The following is a 23233-nucleotide window of genomic DNA, read 5'->3' on the forward strand; positions in this document are numbered from 1 at the left end:
CCTTGGGGGCAGACGGTGCGTGGGGAACCGGGTAATCGACCGGGCATTGGAAGGATATCAACGGCATCGGAACCCTGCCGTAGGGTGCGTGGTTTCCACGCGCCGCCCCCGACCGGGCATGACTCGGCCTCCGTTGTGCCAGCTGTTGGAAAAGGCCACGATCTCGTACTTGCCGGTGACCAGCTTCGCGATCCGGATCGCGGTCTCGTTCGATTCCGCGCCCGTGGAAAACGAAAGTACCTCCGGAAGGGTCCGGAGGTACGAAGCCTGAAGGCCGCGCGCCGTTATTCGACGGTGATGTCCGCCAGGACAAGGTTGCAGCAGGCGCTGTAGCGCAGGCCGGACACGCCCTTGCGCGACACGAAAAGCGCGTCCGGGCTGACGATCGGCAGGATCACGTGGTCGTCCGCCATGATCTGGGCCAGTTCGCCGAAAAGCCGGTTGCTCTCCTCGCCGCCGGCGGCCAGCGCCTGGGCAAAGATCTCGGGCGTTTTCGGGTTGGCGATGGACGGATCCGACGGTCCGCCGGCGCGGCCGTACCAGACGGTGCCGTCCATCATCGCGAAATACTGCACGTATTGCGACGACCCGTAATAATCCGGAGCGAAGAACACGGCCGTCATCGGGATGCCGTCACCCGTCAGACGTTCCCGCCAGACCGAAAATTCGACCGCCCCAAGGTCCAGATCCACGTTGATCTTGGCCAGATCCATCTGGATCTTCTGCATCATCAGCGTGTAGTCGACGCCGTACTGGTTCACGTTCGGAAAGATCGCTTCCAGTGTGAAGCCGTCGGCGACGCCCTCCTCTTCCATCAGGGCCTTGGCGCCTTCCAGATCGAAGGCGATGGGCTCGACCGCGCCGGCACCGGGAAAGCCGTTCGGCAGCGGCGAGCCAAGGCGCGAGCCCTGCCCTTCCAGCGTGAATTCGATCAGCGAGTCATAGTCGATGGCCTTCGCAATCGCTTCGCGGATCTTGGGGGTCAGCGGATGCGGCAGGTTCTTGGCGCCCGGGCTGAGAGCGACATAGACCATGTTGAACGACGGCTTCGTCACCACCTCGATATCGGAACCGGTGATGCTGGTGGCGGTGATCGGGTCGACGTTCATGGCGATGTCGCCATTCCCGCTCTGCAGCATCTGCACCTGGCTGACCGCGTCCTTGGTCTGCCGGAAGATGTAATCCTTCACCTGCGGCGCCTTGCGCCAGTAGTTCTCGTTCCGGGTCAGGCGGAATTCGTTGCCGGGGCTGTAGCTGACCAGCGTGTAGGGCCCCGCACCGGCCGAATTCCCCATCAGCCAGTCTTCGGCGGTATCCTTCGAATCCGCCGACGGGCCGGCATTGCCGCCATGCTCCGTCACCACGTCCGAATTCAGGATCCCGGCATAGGGCGCCGAGAGCGAGCCCACGAATTCCGAATTCGGTGCCGAGACGGTGATGACCACGGTCGACGCATCCGGTGCCTCGATGCTTGTCACCGGATCCATCAGGTAGGAAATGCCGCCCTTGATGTTGTCGAGCCGTTCCAGCGACCACTTTACGTCCTTCGCCTCGACCGGCGATCCGTCGGAAAACCTGGCCGCGGGATCCAGCTTGAAGGTAAAGACGGTCTGGTCTTCGTTGCTGGACCATTCCCTGGCCAGCATCGGCACGAGCGAGGTGTTGTCCTCGGCCATGTCGACAAGACGGTCATAGGTCGAGCTGAGGTAGATCTGGCACGTGTCACAGAACGCACGCGCCGGATCGAGCGAATTCAGGTCCATGTCCCGCGCGACCACCAGCGAGATGTCGTCCTGCGCCACCGCTGCAGACGTCAGTCCGGACATCGTTAGAATGGCGGCGGACAGCGCGACGGAGCTCAGCCCCTTTTGTACTGTCGTCCACGAAGATTGGATCATGATGATATCCCATGTTGGTGGCATTTTGATCTCGGAAGGCCGTGCCAGCGCCCTTTCCTGACAAAACGTTGCACCTTTGATCCGGCTTCATGTTGCGAAAAGCGCCATAGTATATGAATTTAACGAATATCGAATTGAGAGCCGGGCCGCCGCATGCAGGGAAAAACCAACCCGCCAGACCAGCGCCGCCACATCGCGCTGGTCCTGACGCCCGAACCGTCGCTGCACAGCGCGCTTCTTGCGGTGGAACCGTTCCGGGCTGCGAACCGCGTCAGCTCGGGCACGCTCTACGACACCGACATCCTGGTCGCGGGCGACGGGCCGCTGGCCGCGGGACTGGGGATCGAGGTGTCGGGCACGCGCGGTTTCGACGACCCCAAGGCCTATGATCTGGTGATCCTCCTCGTGTCCTACCAACTCGACCCGGCGCTCCGCCGGCCGCTCTTCAGCTGGCTGCGCCGCCAGTCCGCGAACGGCGCGCATATCTGCGGCGCGGATGCCGGTGCGCTGGCCCTGTCGCAGGCCGGCATGCTGGACGATGCCGCGGCAACGGCGCACTGGAGCACCCTTGCCGCCCTGCGCGAGGACGGGCGCGTGCACGAGGTGAAGGAACAGCTTTTCGTCATCGGCCGCACAAGATCGACCTGCGCCGGGCAGACGGCGATGCTGGACTTCGGGCTTGAAATGCTGCGCCGCCATCATGGCGACGTGCTGACCAACCGGGTCTGCAACGATCTGGTCTATCCCTCGCCCCGCCCGGACGATGCTTGGCAGCGGCAGATGTCGAACCAGAATTCGTGGATCGGGAACCGCAGCCTTGAAACCGCCCAGACCCTGATGGCCGGGAATATCGAAACGCCGCTGAGCATCGCGCAGATCGCCGACAGCTGCGGGATCTCGATGCGCGAACTGCAGTACCTGTTCCGCCGCCATCTGCGCAGCACGCCGAAACAGATCTATCTGGCGATCAGGCTGCGCCATGCAAAGGACCTTCTTCTCTACAGCAGCCTGCCGATCCGCGAAATCGGGCTGGCCTGCGGCTTCGGCACGCCGTCGGCCTTCTACCGGGCCTTCCGCAACATCTATGACAAAAGTCCGCAGGACTATCGCCGCGACTTCGCCTCGGTCACCACCGGCGACGGCCGCAGCCTTTACTGACCCCCCGCACGCCGCAGGATGACCGGCATCGCCCGGATCTGGTTCATCATGTGCGCCGGATACCAGTCGGCCGCCTTCCCTTCGGGCACGGCAATCTCGATCCCGGCGTCGCGGAAGGTCTCGATCAGGACGCGGGCCAGCATCAGACCCAGATAGCGGCCCGGACAGATATGGGCGCCGTTGCCGAAGGTGGTCATCGCCCCGGCCCGACGCGACAGATCGAAGGCCCGCGGATCGGCAAAGACGGCCGGATCGTTGTTGCCCGCGGCCCACATCATGATGACCTGCTGACCGGCGGCAAAGGTGGTGCCGGCATGGTCGAAATCTTCCAGGACATAACGTTTCAGGAACATGACCGGCGGCTCCATCCGCAGCGCCTCGGCGATGATCTTCGGAAGCTGCGCCGGATCGTCCCGGAACGCCGTCCGCGCCGCGTCGCAGGTCGAAAGCACATAGAAGGTGTTGGCCGCCGCCAGCGCGGCGGTATGCACGCCATCGACCAGATTGCCCGCCAGGAAATCGCCCAGCGTCTTCGGCAGCACCCCGGTCCGGTGCGGATCGTCGGGAAAATCGAGCGCCTGCACCTTGTCCCAAAGCGCCGTCATTTCGGCATCGCCCTCTGCCAGCAGCCGGTCGGCGGCCCGGTTCAGGTTGTCGCGATAGCCGCGGAACGCGGTATCCAGCCGGTCGATATCCCCTGACGTCCGTTGCAGATGGAAAAGCGCCGTCATCGCATGGGCGTGACGTTCCAGATCGGCGGTGTCCTCGGGCGTCATCCGCAGAAGCGCGCCCCAGAAGCGGATCGTCATCGCCTCGGCGAATTCGGTGACGAACTCCACCTCGGCCCCGGCTTGCGCGCGGGCCACAAGCTCGGCCGCCACGTCGCGCGCCAGGGGCTCCATCAGCGCGACCTGTCTGGGCCCCAGCCATTTGGCCAGGATCATCCGCGCCGGACCGTGGGTCGGTGGGTTGAAGGTGAAAACCTGGGACGAGATCACCTCGGCCACTTCGGCCCCCGGAAGCCGTCCTGCGGCGCCCGCGCGATACAGCGACGGATACATCGCGCCGACGGGCACGTTCCCGACCAGGGCCGAGGTGCCGAAAGCCACCAGATCGGCATTGCGGAATACGACAAGTTCGCCGTCGTCGGTACGCAGGAAGCGGGGCGAACCGTCCCGGAAGATCCGCGCGCAGAAGGCGTGGAAATTGTCCCGACCGCCGGTAAAACCATAATCCGCCAATGTCGGGCACGCGGCCACATCGAACATCTTGTGCGTCTCTTCGTTCATGCCTCAGCTTCCATGATCCCCGCGGCGCCGCTCCTTGCCGGCCGGTGCGCTCCTGTCCGGGGCGTCACGTCAGGGGCCAACCGCAGCTTCCGCGTTTGCGTTCCCCAGGACGCTAGACGCGATATCGACGGCAGATATTGCCAAATACGAAGGGTGCAGATCGAAAGGCGATGATCCCGGGCGCGATTGCTGCACCCGCAGAAACCGCCTCCCGACGGGCGCGGGTCTCAGCCGCCCAGGGGCCGGACGTATTCAGGCAGATAGGCGCGAAGATAAAGGCGCGAGGCCAGCACCGCCTCGTTCAGGTAATAGGGCGTGATCGTGCGATGTTCGCTGTAGGACACGGCCCAGATGCCGTCGGTCAGGCCGATCGCCACGGCAAGGTGCTGTTCAAGGTCCGGAATGTGATCCAGCACGAAATAGCGGCGCATATAGGCCGCGCGGGTCTTCGCCAGCCGCGCATTGCCGTGAAGATCCATATTGCGCACATCGACGCTGACCGCCGCCCCCAGGAACAGGCGCAGCGCCGAGGGGTGGCTGTTCAGGTATTCCGCACCTGCGCGCTGCTTGTACTCCATCAGCGCCTGCCAGCTTTCGGGCGGCCGGGGCATCGGCGCTTCCGACAGGGCACCGATCGCTTCCTGAAACCGTTCGGCCAGCCCGCAATAGGCGGCGTCGCGGTTCGGGAAGAAATGATAGATCGACGACAGCGGAACGCCGGCCTTTTCCGCGATATCGGCCAGGCTGATATCGCCCGAGTCATGATCCGACATCAGCGCCTCGACCGTGTCGAGCAGCAGCGTGAAACGCTCCTTGCCGGGCTTGCGGCGCGGCACCCGGTGCATTTGCGGCAGGTCCGGCTGTTTTCTGGTCACATGCATCCTTCCCGCGGCTCCGGCGATGGCAAGTATGGCCTGTCCCGCAGGCGCCTGCCACCGGCAATTCCGGTGCCGAAGATCGCGGTGCGCGCCGTCAGCCCCGTGCCTGTCAGCCCTGTGCCTGCCCCGTCGTCGCGGGCTTGCCATAACCGTAGGACTTGTAGGCGCCGTGAACCTCGGCCATCTCGTCATCGGTCAAAAGCGCCACGGGCCCCATGCTCCGCGCCAACTGGTACTGGTGCGCCAGCGTCTCCAGCCGCTCGGTCGCGCGGAAGGCCGCGTCCAGATCGCGGCCCAGGGCGATCATCCCGTGATTGGCCATCAGGCAGGCCGAATAGCGCTGGCCCAGCGTGTCGGCCACGGCAACCGCCAGATCCCGCGTACCGAACAGGACATAGGGCGCGCAGGGCACGGTCGTGCCGCCGAACCCGGCGACCATGTAATGGAACGCCGGGATCGGTTCGCGCAGGACCGAAACCGCAACGCAATAGGTCGGATGGGCGTGGACGATGCCCCCGGCTTCGGGCCGCGCCTGATAGATCATGGCATGAAGCGCCCATTCGCTGGACGGCTTCCACCCGCCCGAGGCCTGCCCGTCGAAGGTGCAGTACGAAATCTGGTCCGCCGTCATCGACGCGGGCTCGATCCCCGACGGCGTGATCAGCATGCCCGCGCCGAACCGGATCGACAGGTTCCCGGCCGTGGCATTCGACAGGCCCCTGTCGATGCACAGGCGGCTTTTGTCGACCAGCGCCTGGCGGGCGTCTTCTTCCGTGATCTCTTGCGTCATGGTTCCATCTCGTCGAGCGCCCGCAGAAGAACGTCCCGGTCCCCCAGCTTGCCGGATTTCAGAAACAGCGATATCCGCGACGGCGCCTCGGCAATGCAGAAGCCGCCGCCCAGGGGACCAAAGGGCAACGCGCGGACCTTGTCGATCTTCAGCGCCCCGACCACCGCACCCGAGGTCTCGCCCCCCGACACGACGAACCGGCGGACCCCGCGATCATACAGCCGCCCGGCCACCCCGGCCAGGATCGCCTCGGCCCGGCGTGCCGCGCCCATCTGCCCGAACTTCGCCTGCGCCGCCTCGACCCCGGCGCGGTCGGTGCAGGTCGTGACGGCGAAGGGGCGCCCGATATGCGCCGCGGCCTCGGTCACGGCCCGTTCGGCAAGGGCTTCGGGATCCCCGTCTGCCGCCGGGTCGATCCGGCAGATCGGATGCGCGGCCTCGAACGCGGCCAGCTGATCCTCGGCAATCGGCCCGACACTGCCGGCCAGCACCGCGATGGGGCCTTCGGCATGCTGCACAGGGGCCGGCGCGGTCTTCCGGTCGCGCCCGGCCCGCCGTCCAACCGCAACGATCAGGCTGTCGCTGGCCACGAACGACCTGTGCCCGGCCACAAGATCGGCGCTGACCGCGATGTCGCCGACATCCGCAGCGTCAAGCAGGATGTATTCATGCCCGTCGTCCACCAGTTGCTGCAGGGCCCGCGAAGCCGCCTCGGCCCCTTGCAGAAGCTCTCTGTGGCGAACCAGCCCGACGGGCGACCCGGTCTGCAGCGACAGGAACCGCACAAGGTTCGGATCGGCCATCGGGGTGACGGGATCGAACCGCTTCGAAGACTCGTTGATCAGGTCGGATCCCACGAACATATGGCCTTCGAACACGGCCACCCGCGCTTCGGGGAAGCCTGCGCTCATCAGCACGGGCGACTGGCCGTAGCGTTCGGAAAGAAGCCGTGCGACCGGGCCGATATTGCCTTCCTCGGTAGAATCGAAGGTGCCGCAGGCCTTGTAGGCCACCTGACGGCAGCCAAGATCGTCCAGCGCCCCGAACGCGGCGCCGGCATCGTCCAGCGCCTGCGCGACAGGCACCAGACGCGTGCGCGCCGCAATCACGATCACCGGTGCGGTCACCGACCCGGTCGCCGCGGCGGGGGTCGAAAAATAGACCGGACAGGCAACGCCGTCGGCCTCGATCAGACTGGCGACCAGCAGACCGCCCGTGAAATCGTCCGATAGAATACCCAGTTCTGGTGGCATCGCGTGGTTCCCGGTTCTCCGCTTCGGCCCGAAAAGTTAATCAAAATTATTCGACTAAGAAAAGGTCTTTTCGCCACTTCAGCGCCCATCCCGCAGGCTATAGCCACGGTTGTGATCGCAGTGTACGAAAATCTTCGACAAGCGCGCCGCAGATCCAGCCGCCCTGCCCTTACAGATCCGCGGCCCGAAAGGGACGCCCGGGGACCTTCGGGGCGGGTGTCCGGGCGAAGAAGCGCGGCGACCCCTGCGCCGACATTCAGGCCACGGCCTCGTGCGCGTCCTGCGGCCGGACACAGAAGGTCTGTCCGGTCTGTTCCCTCTTCAGCGCCGCGCCCCGGTTCTTCAGCAGGTGTTAAAGGTCGGTCAGCGCGGAATTCAGCACCCGCCCGCCGGTCCATTCCGGCCGGGTGAAGCCTGGCCGCACAGCATCGCGGCACAGCGCCCCGCGCCGCAGCAGGCTCGATTCGTCCGGGCCCCCTGCCCTGCGGAACCCGGCCGGAGGTGCCGCCAAAGGCCGATTTCGGTCCCGGCCGCCCGAAACCACAAAAATACAATTGAAATCAATGTGATAGCCGCCGAACGCCAAGCTGCCGCCCGGACACCGCACCCCGTGGTGGCCGGCAACTTGCTGACGGCAAACAGGAATCTGTGGACAAGTCCCCTTCTGATTGCGTAAAGAAACGGAAAATATGGCGTTGGCGAAAAACAGCGTTCCGGAAAGAGGCAGCAGCGCATGACTGGGACCGATCCCATTCATATCAATACCCGCATCCGCGAGAATGCGCAGCAACTGGCTGGCGCGTTGGAGCAGCACATGCTGAAAAGCTTCGCGCCCGATGCGCGAAAGCAGCTGCGCCTGTTCTCGGCGGGCGAGGCGGCGGACCTGCTTGGCATCTCTCCCAGCTTCCTGCGCAAGCTTCATTTCGAAGACCGCGTGCCCGAGGTCCAGACCTCGGCCGGGGGGCGGCGCAGCTATTCCGCGACCGATCTGGCGGCGATCCGCAAGATCCTGGACGACAGCGCCAAGACCCCCGGCACCTACCTGAAGGGGCGCCGCCCCGGCGACAAGGTGCAGGTCCTGTCCTTCCTGAATTTCAAGGGCGGGTCGGGCAAGACGACGTCGTCGATCCATGCGGCCCAGCGGCTGGCGCTGAAAGGCTATCGGGTACTGGCGGTCGACATCGACCCGCAGGCCTCGCTGACGACGCTGTTCGGATATCAGCCTGAATTCGATTTCCTGCATTCCGGGTCGGTCTACGATGCGCTTCGCTATGACGACCCCGTGCCCCTGTCGCAGGTGATCCTGAAAACCTATTTCGAAGGGCTCGACCTCGCCCCTTCCGGCCTGATGCTGCAGGAGTTCGAGCACGAGACGCCGACCGCCCTTCGCAACAACATCCAGCCCCCCTTTTATGCCCGCATGGCCGCGGCGCTTCAGGAGGTGGAGGCCGATTACGACGTCATCATCTTCGACTGCCCGCCACAGTTGGGCTACCTGACGCTTTCGGCGCTCTGTGCCTCGACCGGCATGCTGATCACCGTCGTGCCCAACATGCTGGACGTCGCCTCGATGAGCCAGTTCCTTCAGATGAGCGCGGATCTCCTCGACGTCGTCTCGAACGCGGGCGCGCAGATGGAACTGGATTTCCTCCGCTTCCTGATCAACCGCTACGAACCCTCGGACGGGCCGCAGCAGCAGGTCGTGGCCTTCCTGCGGCAGCTCTTCGGCAAGGAGGTCATGGTCTCGCCCATGCTGAAATCCACCGCGATTTCGGACGCCGGACTGACCCAGCAGACGATCTACGAAGTGGAACGCGGCGCCTTCCACCGGTCCACCTATGACCGCGCGATGGAAAGCCTGAATGCCGTCAACGACGAGATCGAAACCCTGATGCAACAGGCCTGGGGACGCTGATGGCACGCAAGGGAATCCTGACACCCACCGACACACCCTCGCCCTCGCGGCGGACGCCCGAGGCCCCTGCCCCGCGCGGAGCCGTGGGCGCGCTGCAAAGCTCGCTGACCCGGCTTCAGGAAAACGCGGTGCAGGAGATCGACCCGCACCTGATCCATGCCGCGGGCGTGACCGACCGCCTTGGCACCGATGACGAGGCCGACGAGGCGCTGAAGGAAAGCATCCGCGCCCATGGTCAGCAGGTGCCCGTTCTGGTCCGCCCCCGGGCCGGAGAGCCCGGGCAGTACGACATCGTCTATGGCCGCCGCCGGGTGATGGCGCTGCGCGCGCTTGGCCTGCCGGTCAAGGCGATGGTCCGGCATCTGGACGACCAGGCGCTGATCCTGGCCCAGGGGCAGGAAAACACGGCACGTCAAGACCTTAGCTTTATCGAGAAGGCCAGTTTCGCGGCCCAGCTGGACGCACTGGCCTATGACCGGCCGACCATTGCCGCGGCCCTGTCGATGGACCTGCCGATGATCAGCCGCATGCTGAAGGTCGGCCGCGCCTTCGACCTGCCCTTCCTGCGCGAGATCGGTTCGGCCCCGTCGATCGGCCGCGAACGCTGGCTGAAGCTGGCCGAAGCGATGGAAAAGCCCGAGATCCGCGAAAGGGTCACGGCCCGCCTGCCGGCCCTGGCCACCGTGCCCGGATCGGACGCGCGCTTTGAACAGGTGCTGGCCTGGGCCACCCTGGCGCCCGCACCCCGGGCCGCCCGTCTGCCCGCCCGGACGCGCAAGGTGAAAAGCGCCGAAGGCCTGCCCATCGCGCGGCTGAAGACCAACGATAAGGGCCTGACCCTGACCGTCGACGCAAACGGCGCCCCGGGCTTTGCCCACTGGCTGGACGCCCAGGCGGACGACCTGATCACCGACCTTTACGACCGCTGGATCAAGACGCGGTCGAAAGACTGAGGACCGAAACGAGCAGCAACAGGAGGCACGACACAGGACAAAAAAAGCCCCCCAGGACAGAGCCCGGAGAGCCTTCTCATTTCTCGCACTCTTGAGATAGCTCCGCACCCCTGATCCTGTCAACCACCACCGATTCGGTGGGCGGGGAAGTTTTGTCTTTCGTGACAATTTTCATGACCCAGATGTCCCGGATCGTCCGCGGGCAACCGGCAGAGGCTTGTCAAACGGCGGGTCTGCCCGCTGACAAGTGGGCCCTGCTGGACGCCCTGACGCTGGTGGCCGACCGCCACGGGCTGAACCACCGCAGCCTGACGGTGCTGCGCGCCCTTCTGACCTTCTTCCCCGGCCGCGACCTGCCCGCCGACCCCGGCGCCGGCATGGTCTATCCGTCGAACCGGACCCTGTCGGCACGGCTGAACGGCATGCCCGAAAGCACCCTGCGCCGGCACCTGGCCGCACTGGTGCGCAGCGGCCTGATTGCACGGCGTGACAGCGCCAACTGCAAACGCTTTGCCCGGGTCGGTGGTGTCGTCTTCGGCTTCGATCTCAGCCCCCTCGCCCGCGCGGCCGCATCCATTGCGGAAATGGCCGATGACGCCCGGGCCGAGGCCCACCGCGTCGCCGCCCTGCGCGCCCGCCTTGCAGCCGCCCGACAGAATGCGCTGGACGACGGTCGGGACCCCGACGATCCCCTGCTGGAACACGTCCGCCTGTGCCTTCGCCGCAAGCTGTCCTCGGACGTGCTGAGGGCCCTGGTCACCGCCGTCGAGACCACCTTGCCCGATCCACGGCCCTGTGCTCCGACCGTCGAAACGAGCGCCAGCGACAGCCGGAATGAGCGGCACATACAAGCTACAGATAAATCCATTTCTGTAAGGATACAGCCTGTGGACAAGACCCTTCCCAAGGACCCGGATATCTCGGATGTCCTGAGCAGTTGCAGGGAATACCAGAACTTCTTTCCGACCCGGCACCCCGATTGGCCACAGCTGGTCAGCACGGCTGACCGGCTTCATCCGATGATGGGTATCGACGCCGAAGTCTATCGCCAGGCGTCCTCGGTTATCGGAGAACGCGGAGCCGCCGTTTCGGTCTTGTGCATGCTGGAATCCATGGCCCAGATCCGAAGCCCAGGCGCCTATCTTCGTGCCTTGTGCAAGCGCGCCGAGAAAGGGTCCTTCAATCTTGCGGGCATGCTGACGACCGCGCGGCGGGCACGATTGTCAGCTGACAATTGCCCCGTGACATGACCCGGCATCCGCAAATTGTCAGCTGACAATCCGGAATCGGCAATGCACCGGGTGTCCCTTGGTCCTGTACCGCACCGTGGTTTGGAGCAGGCCGCAATGACGTCCTGTCTGATCCGGCCAGGGAAGACGGAGCGTTTCCGGCTGCTGACCGAAGAAAGGCGTAGTGAAGTTCAGGCGTTGCCGACCACCGCGACCTTGGACGGTATGCTGCGGCGGGGCAGGGGGATCGCCTTGGATTTGCAGTATGCAAGCTTGACCCTTCAAGGCCCGGAACGAACCCACGCCCAACAGTCGCCCCGCTTTGGCAAGGATGGCAAAGGCCGGCCGGATGCGGGTGGCGGCGGAGGTCGTGGGCAACTCGCCAGACCCGGAGTTCAGCGTCACGATGTCAGGCCTGGCGCCGGTGTCGTCCGTGATCCAGAGGGCAGGGGGGACATGTACCGCGGCGAGCGGCGGCCCGTCCTGTTGCCTGGCCGGTGCCGCATGTCGTTCCCTTCATGGACGCCGCCGGAAATGCCGGCCATTGCGCGGCGGTCCTGCTGGTGATTGACGACCCGGACTCCAGCTTCGGTGCGCACGGCATGGATGCGATAGGGCAGCGTGCGCGGGCAAGTCTCGTGGCCCGGTCAATCGGTACGAACAGGTTTACCTCTTTGTCATTCGAACGAACTTCCACGAAGCCCATGCCCAGGCATCCAGTCGGCTAAGCCTTGAATTCCCGCTTCGACCTGTCGACCCCGTAGGGCCCCGGAGATCCGCGACGGAGAAGTCGGGCACGACCGAAGGAGGCGCCTCGGCAGCGTGGTGATTCCTCTGTCCTGGGGAGTGGCCAAACTATTGCCTCGATCGTTTCAGCGTGTTGGTCCTGGGGAGGACCGGGACGGTCGGATGAGGCGCAGCCTTTGCGGAAGGACTGCGTGGCGCTGAACGGCCCGGACTACGAAGCCACTGCAGGTGCCGCCTCTGACCGTTCGTGCCCGCGTGGCGCAATGCAAACGGCAGGACGGAGCGGGTCAGAAATTCCCTTGCAGATCCGCATAGATGGCTTCGATCCTGGTCGCCTCCTCCTCGGTCAGGGCGGCGAATTCCCTGGCGCGGGCACGGTCGGACAGTCTGCCGGCATTCTGGTGCAGGAAGCGGAACAAGAGATCCTGTGTCCGGTCCGGCATGTCGACCAGTGCCGACACCTGCGTCTTGAACCCGTCATAGGCACGCAGGAACCGGGTTTCGGCCGGCAGGTCGGTTTCGATGGTCCGTGCCACGCAGGTAAACAGGAATTCGGCATGGGGCGTCGCATCGAAGAAACGATAGAAGTCGCCCGTGTCGTTCAGCACCTCGACATTGCCGCGCTCTGTCGGATGCCAGTCGACATGCGGCAGAAGACGGCGGGAATAGCTTTCCAGCACCTGCCTGTAAGCGTCGATCCGTTCCAGGATGACCGCCGACACCGGGAACACCAGCCCGGCCGGATTGAAGCCCCGGGCGGCCAGCACGTGGTGGATCAGATAGCGATGCAGGCGCCCGTTTCCGTCCTCGAAAGGGTGCATGTAGACGAAGCCGAAGGCAAGACAGGCGGCCGCCAGAACCGGGTCGAGCCCGGGGGCGATGGATCGGTCGAACTGTTCCAGTCCGGTGACCAGTGCCGGCAGGTCTTCCGGCCGTGCACTGACGTGATCGGGCAGGGGGGCGCCGGTCAGGCGGTCGTGTTCGCCCACGAAACCGCCGTCCTGGCGCAGGCCCAGTTGCACGAAACGCGCGTCGCCGATGACGATGCGCTGCAGGCGCTCCAGCTCGGCCCGGTCGACGGGATGGCGCCCGGCCTCGCCGATGATCTGGCCCCAGCGGCGGATCCGGTCCTGGGGCGGGTTCTCGCCCTCGATCTGGAAACTGGACCGGGAATCCTTCAGCAGCAGAAAGGCCGCCGTGCGGGCCAGAAGATCGGCGGGCACCTGGGCCAGAACCGTGCGCGCCTCGGCGGCCAGATCGCGGGCGATGAAGGCCTCGATCGCCGGGGTCCGGAAGATCATCGGGCAGAAATCCGGCGTTCCGGGCAGGTTGTTGCGGACCCGGTGGCGCGGCGACGGTGTGCCCTCGGTTCCCCATTGCAGCCTTGTGTCGACCGCGGGCGCATAGTTGCCGCGCGTCGCATCCGGCAGGTCCAGCCGTCGGCCCAGAAGCCATTCATACAGAAACCAGATCCTGCGGGCGTAGCTGCCGGTCGGCGCTGCCTGGACCATGGTCCGGATCGGCGCGGCGCCGGTCGCAAGGAACAGCCGCTTCAGCACGGCAAGGTCCAGCCCTTCGTAGCGCAGTGCAAAGATCAGATGCCCGGCTAGGCTGGCGTCCGGGGCATGGCGGGGCGTAAAGAGCTGCCAGCCATCGGCCTCGTAGACCTTGTGGCGCGGACCGATGGCGGCCAGCTTGCGCGGCAGCGGAACCGAAAGCGCATAGGCGTCGATCAGCGCGGCATAGCCCGCCGGGCGGGCGGGTTCGGGAAGCCGGCGGTCGTGAAAGACGCTTACAGGCCCTGAATATGGATTTCTCTGCCCATCTTCCATGAATTCCGGATATTTCTTTCGATAATCGATTATGACTTATACAGTGTCATGAATATTGATTGCAATCAATGCCTGTCGGCGAAATCCAGTGAATGGATACCCGGGGGACCGACCGGGAACCATCGGGAAAGCCGGGTTTCAGGGGCACCCGGCCCGGCGTGGTCCAAGCCAGAGGATTGAAGGCATCCCCCAAGGTCTCTCACTGCCGTCCGTCCCGACCCCGGATCGAAGGGGAGGGGCCGGACGCGGCCGGCGAAAAGGTCCGAACGCCACGGGGGCGTCCGGAACCATCGCAGCATACCGCCGCCTGGCGCGGCGCGACATCCGGGGCCGAAACAGTCTGCGGTCCTTCGTCGTTTCATCCGGACCGGCGACGAGACCTTCAGATCACACTGGTTTCCCGCAAGGCGTCCAGCCGTTCGCGAGAAATTCCGGCCGCCTGCAACACGGCGTCGGTGTCGGCGCCCAGCGGACGGGGCGGCAGGTCCGGCGTGCAGTTTTCGCCATTGGCCTTGAAGCTCAGCGTCGGGATGTGGACCGGACCGTCATGCCCTTCGACCCGGATCTCGCTGGTCAGGCCGCGGGCGGCGATCTGCGGCTCGGCAAGCATTTCATCCAGACCGCGGATGCGCCCGGCGGGCACGGCGGCCTTTGACAACAGCTCTTCCCACTCTGCAGCGGGTTTGCCGCGGAACGTTTCTTCCAGCGTTTCGCGCAGGCTTTTCCAGTTCTTGTGCCGTTCTGCCGCGCTGTCCCAGCGTGGGTCGCCCGGGATATCGTCGCGCCCGATGGCATGGCACATGTGGCGGAACTGGGTATCGTGGTTCGCCGCCAGCATCAGGATGCCGTCCGCGGTGTCGAAGGCCCCCGACGAGGGGCTGGCACTCCAGGCTTCGTTGCCGTTCTGCGCGGGGATCCAGCCGGTGGTCAGGTGCGTCGTCATCAACGAGGACATGAGCATCAGCGCGGTATCCAGCATCGCCACATCCACCTGAACGGCGGTGCCTGTCCGATCGACCTCGCGCAGCCCGGCCAGGATCGCCGTGGCGGCGTTCATCCCCGTCGCATAATCGACATAGGGCGCACCGACCTTGACCGGCCCGTCCCCGGGCTTGCCCGTGGTCAGCATGATGCCGCACATGCCCTGGATGACGTGATCATAGGCCGGACGGTGCCGGAGCGGTCCGTCCTGTCCAAAGGCCGAGATCGAGCAGTAGACCAGTTTCGGGTTGATTTCGCGCAGGGTTTCGAACCCCAGTCCCAGCCGTTCGGCCACGCCGGGCTTGAAATTCTCGACGAATATGTCGGCACCCGCGACCAGTTCGCGCGCCAGCGCCACGCCTTCCGGCGTCTTCAGATCGATGGTCACGGATTTCTTGCCCGCGTTGTGGCCCAGAAATCCCAGTGCCATGCCGCGTTCGGCCAGTTGCGGCAGGGGGCCGCCGACGCGGGTCCAGTCGCCCTGACCGGGCCTTTCGATCTTGATCACCTCGGCCCCCATCAAGGCCAGCTGGTACGTGGCATAGGGCCCGGCCAGAACCTGGCTAAGATCGATCACGCGAATGCCTTTCAACGGCTGAAACATGGCGGCCTCGTATTGGATGTTGAAATGTCTGCCAGGGCAGGAAGATGCGCCGGCCGGATCTTCCTGCCGGCGCGTCAGGGATCACTGGGGTTCGATCCCGGCACTCTCGAAGATGGTCTTGTTGCGCGTGTAGCTCTGGGCCACTTCGGCCGCGGCCTCGTCCAGATCCTTGTAACGGATCGGGATATTGGCGGCGGCAACGACCTTGGCGAAGGCTTCGTCGGTCTCGGCCGCCTTCAGGGCCGTGCTCAGCCGTTCCAGGATCGGGCGCGGCGTGCCCTTGGGCAGGATCAGGGTGGTCAGCCCGTCCATGGCCAGCCTGTAGCCGGCTTCGTCGATGGTTTCGACGTCGGGCGCCGAGGGATGGCGGAAGGTGGTCAGCGCGACGATGGTCTTCAGCTGTTCGGGGTACTTGTAGTGGATGCCCCCCGACCAGACCAGATCGACCTGGTTGCCCAGCAGCACGTTCAGCAGATCGCCACCGCCCTTGAGCGGCACGATGTTCACGTCCAGCCCTTCCTGCTTGGCGATCACCTCCATCGTCATCCGGGCGGTGGGCGACAGCGATCCGAAGCTGAAACCGGGATTGTTCCTGGCCCAGACGACGAAGTCCTCCAGTGTGTCGAAGGGTGCATCCTTCTGCGCGGCCAGTCCGACCTGATAAGAGGTGATCATGCCGGCATATTCGAAATCCTCGGGCTTGAAGGTCACCCGCTTCATCAGGAAGGGCACGGTGTTGATCACGCTGTTGGCATGGAACAGGATCGTATAGCCGTCCGGCTTGGCCTTGCTCAGCTCGTGCGTGGCCAGAACGCCGCCGCCGCCGGGTTTGTTGACCACGTTGACCGGCACCCCAAGCTGGTCGGACAGGACCCTGGCCACAGCACGCCCGACCAGATCGGTCTGGCCGCCGGCCTTGTAGCCCACCAGCATGGTGATCGGGCGGACGGGATAGTCGTCGGCCATCGCGGGGCCCGTGCCGAGCCCGGCCAGCACCAGCAGCGCCGCGGCCGCGGCACCGAAAAGCTGTCTTCTGTTGGTCTTGCGCATCTGGTCTCCTCCCAGTGTTCAGGTGTGCGATTGTTCGGCAGGTGCGTCCGTGCCGGCCCGGGGCCGGGCCGACCGCTGCGCCGCAAGGCGCCGGTTGCTGCGACCGATCCAGACGACCGTCACGACGGTCAGCAGGCCGAACAGAAGGGCGATGGGATGCGCTGCCAGCCGCATCGGGTCGTGATCCAGCAGCTGCAGCGACTGACGGAAGGTCAGTTCCAGATTGGGGCCGATCACGAAGCCGATCAGGAACGTGACGAAGGAAAATTCCAGCTTGCGGGCAAAGAAACCCAGCAGCGCGAAGGCCAGCATCAAGTAGATCGAAAACAGGCTGTTGGTGTTCATGTAGGCGCCGATGCAGCACAGGAACAGCACCACGGGGATGATCAGGCGGATCGGCACCCGGATGACCTGGGCAAAGATGCGCTGACCCGCATAGCCGACCAGCAACAGGATCCCGCTGGCGCACAGCATCGCGGCATAAAGATCGGCGACCATCTGCGGCTGTTCTATGAACATCATCGGCCCCGGCGTCAGCCCGTGCAGCACCAGTGCGGCGATCAGGATGGCGGCGATCACGCTGCCCGGAATGCCCAGGGCGAACAGCGGGACGAAGCTGGACGGCACCACGGCGTTATCGGCGCTTTCGGCGGCTGCCACGCCTTCGATCATGCCGGTTCCGAATTTCTCGGGCGTCTTCGAACTGCGCTGCGTCGCGCCATAGGACAGGAACGACCCGACGCTGGCGCCCAGCCCCGGCAGGATGCCGACCACCGCGCCGATCAGCGTGCCGCGGCCGATCACCGGCAGGCAGCGGCGCCATTCGGCCAGCGTCACCCGCCGGTCTTCGGGGCGGGTGCTGTCGTCGATCTCGGCCGCCTCGCGGTCGAGGTTCCGCATGTTTCCGGCCTGGATCACCATCTCGGCGACCGCCAGCATCCCGATGGCCATCGGCACCAGCGAAATACCGTCATCCAGTTCCAGCATCCCGAAGGTCAGGCGGGGAATGAAGGTTTCGGTTTCGATTCCGATGGTGGCGAAGAACACGCCAAAGGCGGCGGCGATCATCCCCTTCAGCATCGAACGCCCGGCCAGGCTGCCGATGAAGGTCAGGGAAAACAGCAGGACAGAGCACAGTTCGACCGGGCCGATCAGCAACGCATAGCGGGCCAGCGGCGCGGCCAGCGCGATCAGGATCAGGGTCGACAGGAAATCGCCGATGACGGATGCGAACAGCCCCATCTTCAGTGCCTTCTGCGCCTTGCCCTGCCGCGCCAGCGGATAGCCGTCCAGCGCGGTAGGTGCCGAAGACGGCTCGCCCGGGGTATTGAGCAGGATGGCAGAAACCGCGCTGCCCGCAGCGCTGCCCTTGGCGATGCCGATCAGCATGGCGATGGCCGCGACGGGGGGCAGGTAGAACGTCATCGGGATCGCAATGGCGACCCCGGTCGCCTTGCCCAGCCCGGGCAGGGCGCCCAGGACATAGCCCAGCGTCACCCCGACGGTGACCCAGAACAGCGTCCCGGGCGTCAGGACATTCTGGAAGCCGATGGCAAGATGTTCCATGGCGGTCACAGGATCACGGTGCCGAGCAGCTTGTAGAACAGCGCCCAGACCGCCAGCAGCAACCCTGCCGGCATCCCGACAAGAATGACAGGGCGGCGTTCGCCCAGCAGAAGAAGCGTGCCCGCGATCAGCACCGCGCCGGCCGCCAGCGGCGAGCCCAGCCAGAACAGCACCAGGCTGGCGGCGAAGACCCCGGAGATCTTGGCCAGTGCGACCCAGTCCCGGGCGAAGAACACGGGCGTCCCGGCCTTTGGCGTCTCTTCGGACTTGGGCAGGCTTTGCAGCACCAGAAGCAGCGACAGCGCGACGATGACGATCATCGCCAGATTGGGCACCAGGCGCGGCGAGACATAGCCGTCCGGCGCCGGTTCGATCTGTGCGGGGATCACGACGGCAAGCATGACGACGCCGAACGCCGCCAGCACCAGCCCCGACACGAGGTCAGCTCGTTTCATATTTTTCCTCCCGTTGCGCAGGGCCTGGAACGGCCGGCACGGCGTCGCCCTTGGCCCCTGCGCCCACCGCACCCCGGATGGAATCCGGGCTGCTTGGGTCTCCTCCCTTCCACGGGTAACGGGGCCGGGTTAAAAGTAATATTCGGAAGATTCTTGAATGTGATAGGTATTGCTTATGTCTGGCCCGTCTTCCCATCTGGATCACCTGCGTCTGCGCCAGCTTCGCCTGCTGGACCTGATCGACCGCCACCGGTCGCTGCGCGCGGTGGGCGAGGCGCTGAATCTGACCCAGCCCGCGGTTTCGCAGATGCTGAAGGATCTGGAATTTGCATTCGGGGCAGCGCTCGTCGACCGGTCCGTGCGCGGCGCGGTGCTGACGCCGCTTGGCCGGGTGGCGCTGCAGCGGGCGCGGGCGGGGCTGGCCATTTTCGACAACCTGGCGGCGGATCTGGGCACAGAGTCTCCGGCGGTGGTGCGGGTCGGCTCCAATCCGGCATCGCTGTTCAAGCTTATGCCGGCGGCGCTGCGCCAGCTGGAAGCGCAGCGCGCGGGCATCCGCTTCCTCCTGCAGGCTGGCACCGTGGGCAACATGATGTCGCGCCTTCTGGACGGGGACCTGGACTGCTATGTGGGTCGGGTGGACTGGACAGCCATGCCGGTGCCGACGGCGGATCTGCTGGTATACGAACCTTTGACAGAAACCGGCCTGGTGGTGGTCTGTTCTGCCGATCACCCGCTTGCCGGCAGGGCCGAGGTGTCCGCGGCAGAGCTGGCACAATGGCCCTGGGCCCTGCCGTCGGAAGACACCAACAACCGCCGCTCTATCGAGGTCGCGTTTCGCAATTGCGGCGTGCCGGCACCCTTGCCGGTCGTCGAAGTTTCGGCCGACCCGACATCGCTGCTGATGCTGGCCCAGGAGGTCGATCTGCTGACCTTCGTTCCGCGGGCCGTCCTGAACCCGCAGCCCGTCGGCAAAAGGATCGTGACGCTGTCGACCCCAGACCTGTCGCTGCCGCCGATCCGGATCTGTTTCGTCACGCTGCGCGAGATCGGCAGCCTGCCGTCTGTCCAGCGTCTGCGCGATGCGCTCCTTCAGGTGTGCAGGCAGGGCGGGGACGCCATCGCATAGTCCGCGGCCGATCCGGACGGCAGAGGCGCCCCCCCGATGGCGCGACAAGCGCCGTTCCGGCCGGTGGCGGATCCGGAACGGGAACCTTGCCCGCGGCCGGTTTTGCCTGTCGGGGCGACCGCCGCAGCCTGCCGGCCCGGACCGGCAGGCACCCGATGCCGGGCCGGGCAGGGCGGTGCCGCTGTCAGACGACCCGGACCGGGGCGGTCTGGTGCAGCGGGCGGCCGGGGCGGTTGCCGGTGGGCTTGCCGAAGGCAAAGACCTCGCGTCCGTTGACGAAGACCCGGTCGATCCCGTGCGCGGGGCGGATCGGGTTTTCGAACGTCGCGCCCTCGGCGATGGTCCGGGGATCGAAGATCACCAGATCGGCAAAACCGCCGACCGCAATCCGCCCGCGCCCGCCCAGGCCGAACCGGTCGGCCGGCATCGAGGTCATGCGGCGCACCCCTTCCTCCAGCGAGAACAGCCCCACATCGCGGACATAGCGGCCCAGCACCCGCGGGAAGGTGCCCCAGACGCGGGGATGCGGGTGGCTGCCCGATGGCATGCCGTCGGAACAGATCATGGTGTGTTCATAGGCCATGATCCGCTGCACGTCCTCTTCGGCCATGATGAAGAAGATGCCCGTGGCCGGCAGCAGCCGTTCGATGGCGCCTTCCAGATCGGTGTTCCAGTCCCGTGCGACATCCGCCAGATCGCGGCCTGCCAGTTCGGGATGAGGTTCGCTTTCGGCGATGATCACCCGTTCGGCCTGCCGGTGCCGGCCCGAATTCAGGATGGTCGACGACGCGATCCAGGGCGTGGTGTCCAGCCCCACGTCGCGTTGACGCATCTCCGCGTCGATCATGGCCAGCGTGGTTTCCGACAGGCCGTGATTGGCCAGCCCCGCGCATTTGTGGTGCGAGACATGGACGCCGCAGCAGGCTTCGCGACCGACAGAGAAGGTCTCCTCCAGCGCCTCGATCACGCGGTCGCCTTCGTCGCGCATGTGGGTGACGTACAGCTTGCCATGAGCATGGGCGACCCGGCCCAGGGCGATCAGTTCGGCGGTCGTCGAGGCGCGGGCCGGCGGATAGAACGGGCCGGTCGATACCCCGATGGCGCCCTGGCCCAGTGCCTCGTCCAGCAGGGCGCACATGTCTGCCAGTTCGTCGTCGGTCGCGGCGCGGGACAGGTCGTCCATCGCGTTGGACCGCAGGGTGGACTGGCCGATCAGGCAGGCCGCGTTCACCGCCGGCGGTTCCGCCGCGATACGGTCGCGGTAGGCGGCATAGGTCGGGAAGATCAGGTCCGGCCGGGCCGAGATCATGCGCAACTGTCCAAGCAGGTTTTCCGGGCGCCGGATCGGCGCAATGGAAAAGCCGCAATTGCCGTTGATCACGGTGGTCACGCCCTGGTTGGTCATGAACTCCATATCCGGCGCGGTGAAGAGCGCGGCGTCATGGTGCACGTGCGGGTCGATGAAGCCGGGGGCCACGACGCGGTCCTTGGCCTCGATCTCGCGCCCGGCGGTCCAGTGGCCCAGGTCCCCTGTGGCCACGATCCGGTCGTCGCTGACGGCCACGTCGCCCTTGCGCCGGGGCGTTCCGTTGCCGTCGATGATTTCGGCGCCGCGGATGATGAAATCTGCGTGCATGGTAGTCTCCTGACAGTGGGGCGTTCGGTTCAGTCGGTCTCGGTCGCCGCGGGATCGCCGCCGCCGTCGTCGCCGCACCAGCGCGAGACGAGGTGAAGCAGGACGAGGACGATCATCAGCGGCACTGCGACGGCGATCCAGATCGTCGAGAACGGCAGCGCCTCGGCCATGGTGCGGCTGTGGCGCAGAAGGAAGCCGCGGGCAGGGTTCATGCCCGGGCCGAAGAAGACGTAGAAGAGGATCGGCAGCAGGTAGGTCAGCACGACGATGGACTTCATCGTCTCGGCCATCAGCCCGATCAGCCCTTTCGTGGAGGAGGCCCCCTTGAACAGGGCCGGGTCGAAGCGGCGCTTGAAGCTCATCGACGCGCCGATCAGCCCGGCCCAGATCATGGCATAGCGGGCCAGTTCCTCGGTCCAGGATGGCGGTTGCTGGAACACGTAGCGCGCCACCACCTGAAGCATGACGGCCCCCACCAGCACGACGATGGCAAAACCGGCCACCACCGTGGCCACGCGGTCCAGCCCGTTGGACAGGCCGATCATCATCCTTGCCGTGCGTTGCATGGGGACCGTTCCTTGGCTGGGGTTACTTCGACACGGCCGCGCGGGCCTGGGTCCAGGCGTCCAGCTGCTCGGGCGTCAGGGTCTTGGCCCAGACGTCCTTGGACAGGTCCGCCATCTTGTCACGTTCGCCCGGGGCCATTTCGGTGATCGTCACACCCAGGCTTTCGTGCTTTTCGCGCACTGCCGGCAGCCAGTTGGCGACCCACGCCCGGTTGGCCGCGATCCCCGCTGCGACCGCCGTGTCGATCTGGGCCTTCTCGTCGTCCGACAGCGACGCGTACCAGTCTTCGGAAATCAGCACGATCCGGGTCGAGGGCGAGATGTCGGCCGGCGTGTAGTATTTCAGGAAGTCGGTATGCCCCGTCCGGATGGCCGAGTTCGGGGCGTTGAAGTACCCGTCCGCCACGCCGGTCTGGATCGCGTTGGCGACTTCGGCCCAGGCGACGATGGTGCCCGTGGCGCCCAGCGTCTGGATGAAGTCCAGCTGTTCGGCATTCAGCGCGCGGAACCGCAGGTCCTGCATGTCCTCGACCGTGGCGATGGGCTTCTTCGCGTTGTGAATGCCGATCGAGCCGCCGATGAAGTTGAAACCCACCAGCCGCACGCCGTTTTCGACCAGCGGCGCGTTCATCTCTTCAAGGATGTCGGTGTCGACGACGATATCGTCGAACTGTTCGGTGGATTCGAAGAAGAACGGCAGCGCCACGCCCTTGACCATGGGCGACATGCCATAGCTGGTCGATGCGGTGGCAAGGTTGACCTCGACCAGCCCCTGGGCGACCTGGTCGAACCGTTCCTTTTCGGATCCCAGCGTGCCCGACGGAAAGATCGTCACCTCGAAATCGGTGCCGTCCAGCGCGTCTGCAAAGCCGTGGGCAAAGGCGGCTTCGGCATTCGTGGCCGGGTCGTCGGCGCCGTTCATCGCGATCTTGACTTCCGAGGCCTGCGCGGCACCGGCTGCGATCAGCGCCAGCGCGGCGGTGGCAAGGGTACGGGACATGAACGTCATGGCAATCTCCGTTGTTGGGTTCTAGTTGGCCAGCCCGAGAAGGCGTGGCAGGGCAAGGCTGAGGTCGGGAAAGAAGGTCAGCACGATCAGCAGGGCGACTTCGGCCAGAAAGAACGGGAAGGTCGCGCGGACGAGGGCCCAGTAATCCATCTTTACCGTGGTCGCGAGGATCAGAAGCACACCGCCCAGCGGCGGGGACAGAAGCCCGATGGTGATGTTGAAGCAGATGACGATGCCCAGATGCACGGGGTCGATCCCCATGGCCAGCGCCACCGGCACGAAGATCGGCGCAAAA

General features: G+C 65.6%; 20 protein-coding genes. 5 read left to right on the forward strand and 15 right to left on the reverse strand.

All coding sequences use genetic code 11. The annotated features are described in order from the left end of the window. Window positions 1-284: 284 nt before the first annotated feature. Window positions 285-1898, reverse strand: coding sequence for an ABC transporter substrate-binding protein (locus FQK05_RS25080; protein WP_158972191.1), 1614 nt, complete (start codon window positions 1896-1898; stop codon window positions 285-287). 153 nt (window positions 1899-2051) lie between these two features. Here FQK05_RS25080 and FQK05_RS25085 point away from each other — a divergent pair, with 153 nt between their 5' ends. Further along, window positions 2052-3056 (forward strand): GlxA family transcriptional regulator, encoded by a 1005-nt coding sequence (locus tag FQK05_RS25085; RefSeq protein WP_158972193.1) that lies wholly within the window; start codon window positions 2052-2054, stop codon window positions 3054-3056. On the opposite strand, the gene FQK05_RS25090 is transcribed toward FQK05_RS25085, so the two are convergent. The 5 genes from FQK05_RS25090 to FQK05_RS26310 form a co-directional block, all read right to left on the reverse strand. Continuing rightward, complete coding sequence (locus FQK05_RS25090) at window positions 3050-4345, reverse strand: cytochrome P450 (protein ID WP_158972195.1); 1296 nt, start codon at window positions 4343-4345, stop codon at window positions 3050-3052. The two genes, FQK05_RS25085 and FQK05_RS25090, sit on opposite strands and share 7 nt — an antisense overlap. A gap of 227 nt (window positions 4346-4572) precedes the next feature. Then, window positions 4573-5220, reverse strand: coding sequence for a TetR/AcrR family transcriptional regulator (locus FQK05_RS25095; RefSeq protein ID WP_158972197.1), 648 nt, complete (start codon window positions 5218-5220; stop codon window positions 4573-4575). A 112-nt stretch (window positions 5221-5332) separates the two neighbouring features. After that, complete coding sequence (locus FQK05_RS25100; protein WP_158972199.1) at window positions 5333-6013, reverse strand: class II aldolase/adducin family protein; 681 nt, start codon at window positions 6011-6013, stop codon at window positions 5333-5335. Continuing rightward, window positions 6010-7266 carry a four-carbon acid sugar kinase family protein gene (locus tag FQK05_RS25105; RefSeq protein ID WP_158972201.1) on the reverse strand — a complete coding sequence of 419 codons (1257 nt, stop codon included), beginning with the start codon at window positions 7264-7266 and terminating at the stop codon, window positions 6010-6012. The genes FQK05_RS25100 and FQK05_RS25105 overlap by 4 nt, the downstream gene beginning before the upstream one ends. A gap of 352 nt (window positions 7267-7618) precedes the next feature. Further along, entirely contained in the window at window positions 7619-8080 is a 462-nt protein-coding gene (locus FQK05_RS26310; protein WP_233270679.1) for a hypothetical protein, read from the reverse strand. Here FQK05_RS26310 and repA point away from each other — a divergent pair. The 3 genes from repA to repC all read left to right on the forward strand — a co-directional run bounded on the left by repA (window position 8000) and on the right by repC (window position 11384). Then, window positions 8000-9181 (forward strand): plasmid partitioning protein RepA, encoded by a 1182-nt coding sequence (gene repA / locus FQK05_RS25110; RefSeq protein WP_158972203.1) that lies wholly within the window; start codon window positions 8000-8002, stop codon window positions 9179-9181. The two genes, FQK05_RS26310 and repA, sit on opposite strands and share 81 nt — an antisense overlap. Beyond that, the gene (repB, locus tag FQK05_RS25115) at window positions 9181-10134 is read left to right on the forward strand and encodes a plasmid partitioning protein RepB (RefSeq protein ID WP_158972205.1); all 954 of its coding nucleotides are present in this window, start codon (window positions 9181-9183) and stop codon (window positions 10132-10134) included. The genes repA and repB overlap by 1 nt, the downstream gene beginning before the upstream one ends. Before the next feature lie 173 nt (window positions 10135-10307). Beyond that, complete coding sequence (gene repC, locus FQK05_RS25120) at window positions 10308-11384, forward strand: replication initiation protein RepC (RefSeq protein ID WP_158972207.1); 1077 nt, start codon at window positions 10308-10310, stop codon at window positions 11382-11384. 1013 nt (window positions 11385-12397) lie between these two features. On the opposite strand, the gene FQK05_RS25125 is transcribed toward repC, so the two are convergent. The 5 genes from FQK05_RS25125 to FQK05_RS25145 all read right to left on the reverse strand — a co-directional run bounded on the left by FQK05_RS25125 (window position 12398) and on the right by FQK05_RS25145 (window position 18598). Further along, window positions 12398-13942, reverse strand: a complete 1545-nt coding sequence (locus FQK05_RS25125) for a Fic family protein (RefSeq protein ID WP_158972209.1) — start codon at window positions 13940-13942, stop codon at window positions 12398-12400. Window positions 13943-14324: 382 nt separating this feature from the next. Next, window positions 14325-15527, reverse strand: a complete 1203-nt coding sequence (locus tag FQK05_RS25130; protein ID WP_158972211.1) for a CaiB/BaiF CoA transferase family protein — start codon at window positions 15525-15527, stop codon at window positions 14325-14327. An 81-nt stretch (window positions 15528-15608) separates the two neighbouring features. Beyond that, a complete protein-coding gene (locus tag FQK05_RS25135; RefSeq protein WP_158972213.1) occupies window positions 15609-16577 on the reverse strand; it encodes a Bug family tripartite tricarboxylate transporter substrate binding protein in 969 nt (322 codons plus the stop codon). Window positions 16578-16595: 18 nt separating this feature from the next. Beyond that, the gene (locus tag FQK05_RS25140) at window positions 16596-18143 is read right to left on the reverse strand and encodes a tripartite tricarboxylate transporter permease (RefSeq protein WP_158972215.1); all 1548 of its coding nucleotides are present in this window, start codon (window positions 18141-18143) and stop codon (window positions 16596-16598) included. 5 nt (window positions 18144-18148) lie between these two features. After that, window positions 18149-18598, reverse strand: a complete 450-nt coding sequence (locus tag FQK05_RS25145) for a tripartite tricarboxylate transporter TctB family protein (RefSeq protein ID WP_158972217.1) — start codon at window positions 18596-18598, stop codon at window positions 18149-18151. A 175-nt stretch (window positions 18599-18773) separates the two neighbouring features. On the opposite strand from FQK05_RS25145, the gene FQK05_RS25150 reads away from it, so the two are divergent. After that, window positions 18774-19727: a LysR family transcriptional regulator gene (locus FQK05_RS25150; protein WP_158972219.1), complete on the forward strand. Its 954-nt coding sequence runs from the start codon at window positions 18774-18776 to the stop codon at window positions 19725-19727. A gap of 184 nt (window positions 19728-19911) precedes the next feature. Here the strand turns inward: FQK05_RS25150 and FQK05_RS25155 are convergent, their stop codons facing one another. From FQK05_RS25155 to FQK05_RS25170, 4 genes are all read right to left on the reverse strand, one after another. Continuing rightward, window positions 19912-21363, reverse strand: a complete 1452-nt coding sequence (locus FQK05_RS25155; protein WP_158972221.1) for an N-acyl-D-amino-acid deacylase family protein — start codon at window positions 21361-21363, stop codon at window positions 19912-19914. Window positions 21364-21392: 29 nt separating this feature from the next. Beyond that, window positions 21393-21929, reverse strand: a complete 537-nt coding sequence (locus FQK05_RS25160; protein WP_158972223.1) for a TRAP transporter small permease — start codon at window positions 21927-21929, stop codon at window positions 21393-21395. A gap of 22 nt (window positions 21930-21951) precedes the next feature. After that, a complete protein-coding gene (locus FQK05_RS25165; protein ID WP_158972225.1) occupies window positions 21952-22938 on the reverse strand; it encodes a TRAP transporter substrate-binding protein in 987 nt (328 codons plus the stop codon). Between the two features lie 21 nt (window positions 22939-22959). After that, window positions 22960-23233, reverse strand: a 274-nt coding sequence (locus FQK05_RS25170; RefSeq protein ID WP_158972227.1) for a TRAP transporter large permease subunit, incomplete at its 5' end; no start/stop codon positions are given.

The organism is Chachezhania sediminis (assembly GCF_009765275.1).
Taxonomy (GTDB): domain Bacteria; phylum Pseudomonadota; class Alphaproteobacteria; order Rhodobacterales; family Rhodobacteraceae; genus Chachezhania; species Chachezhania sediminis.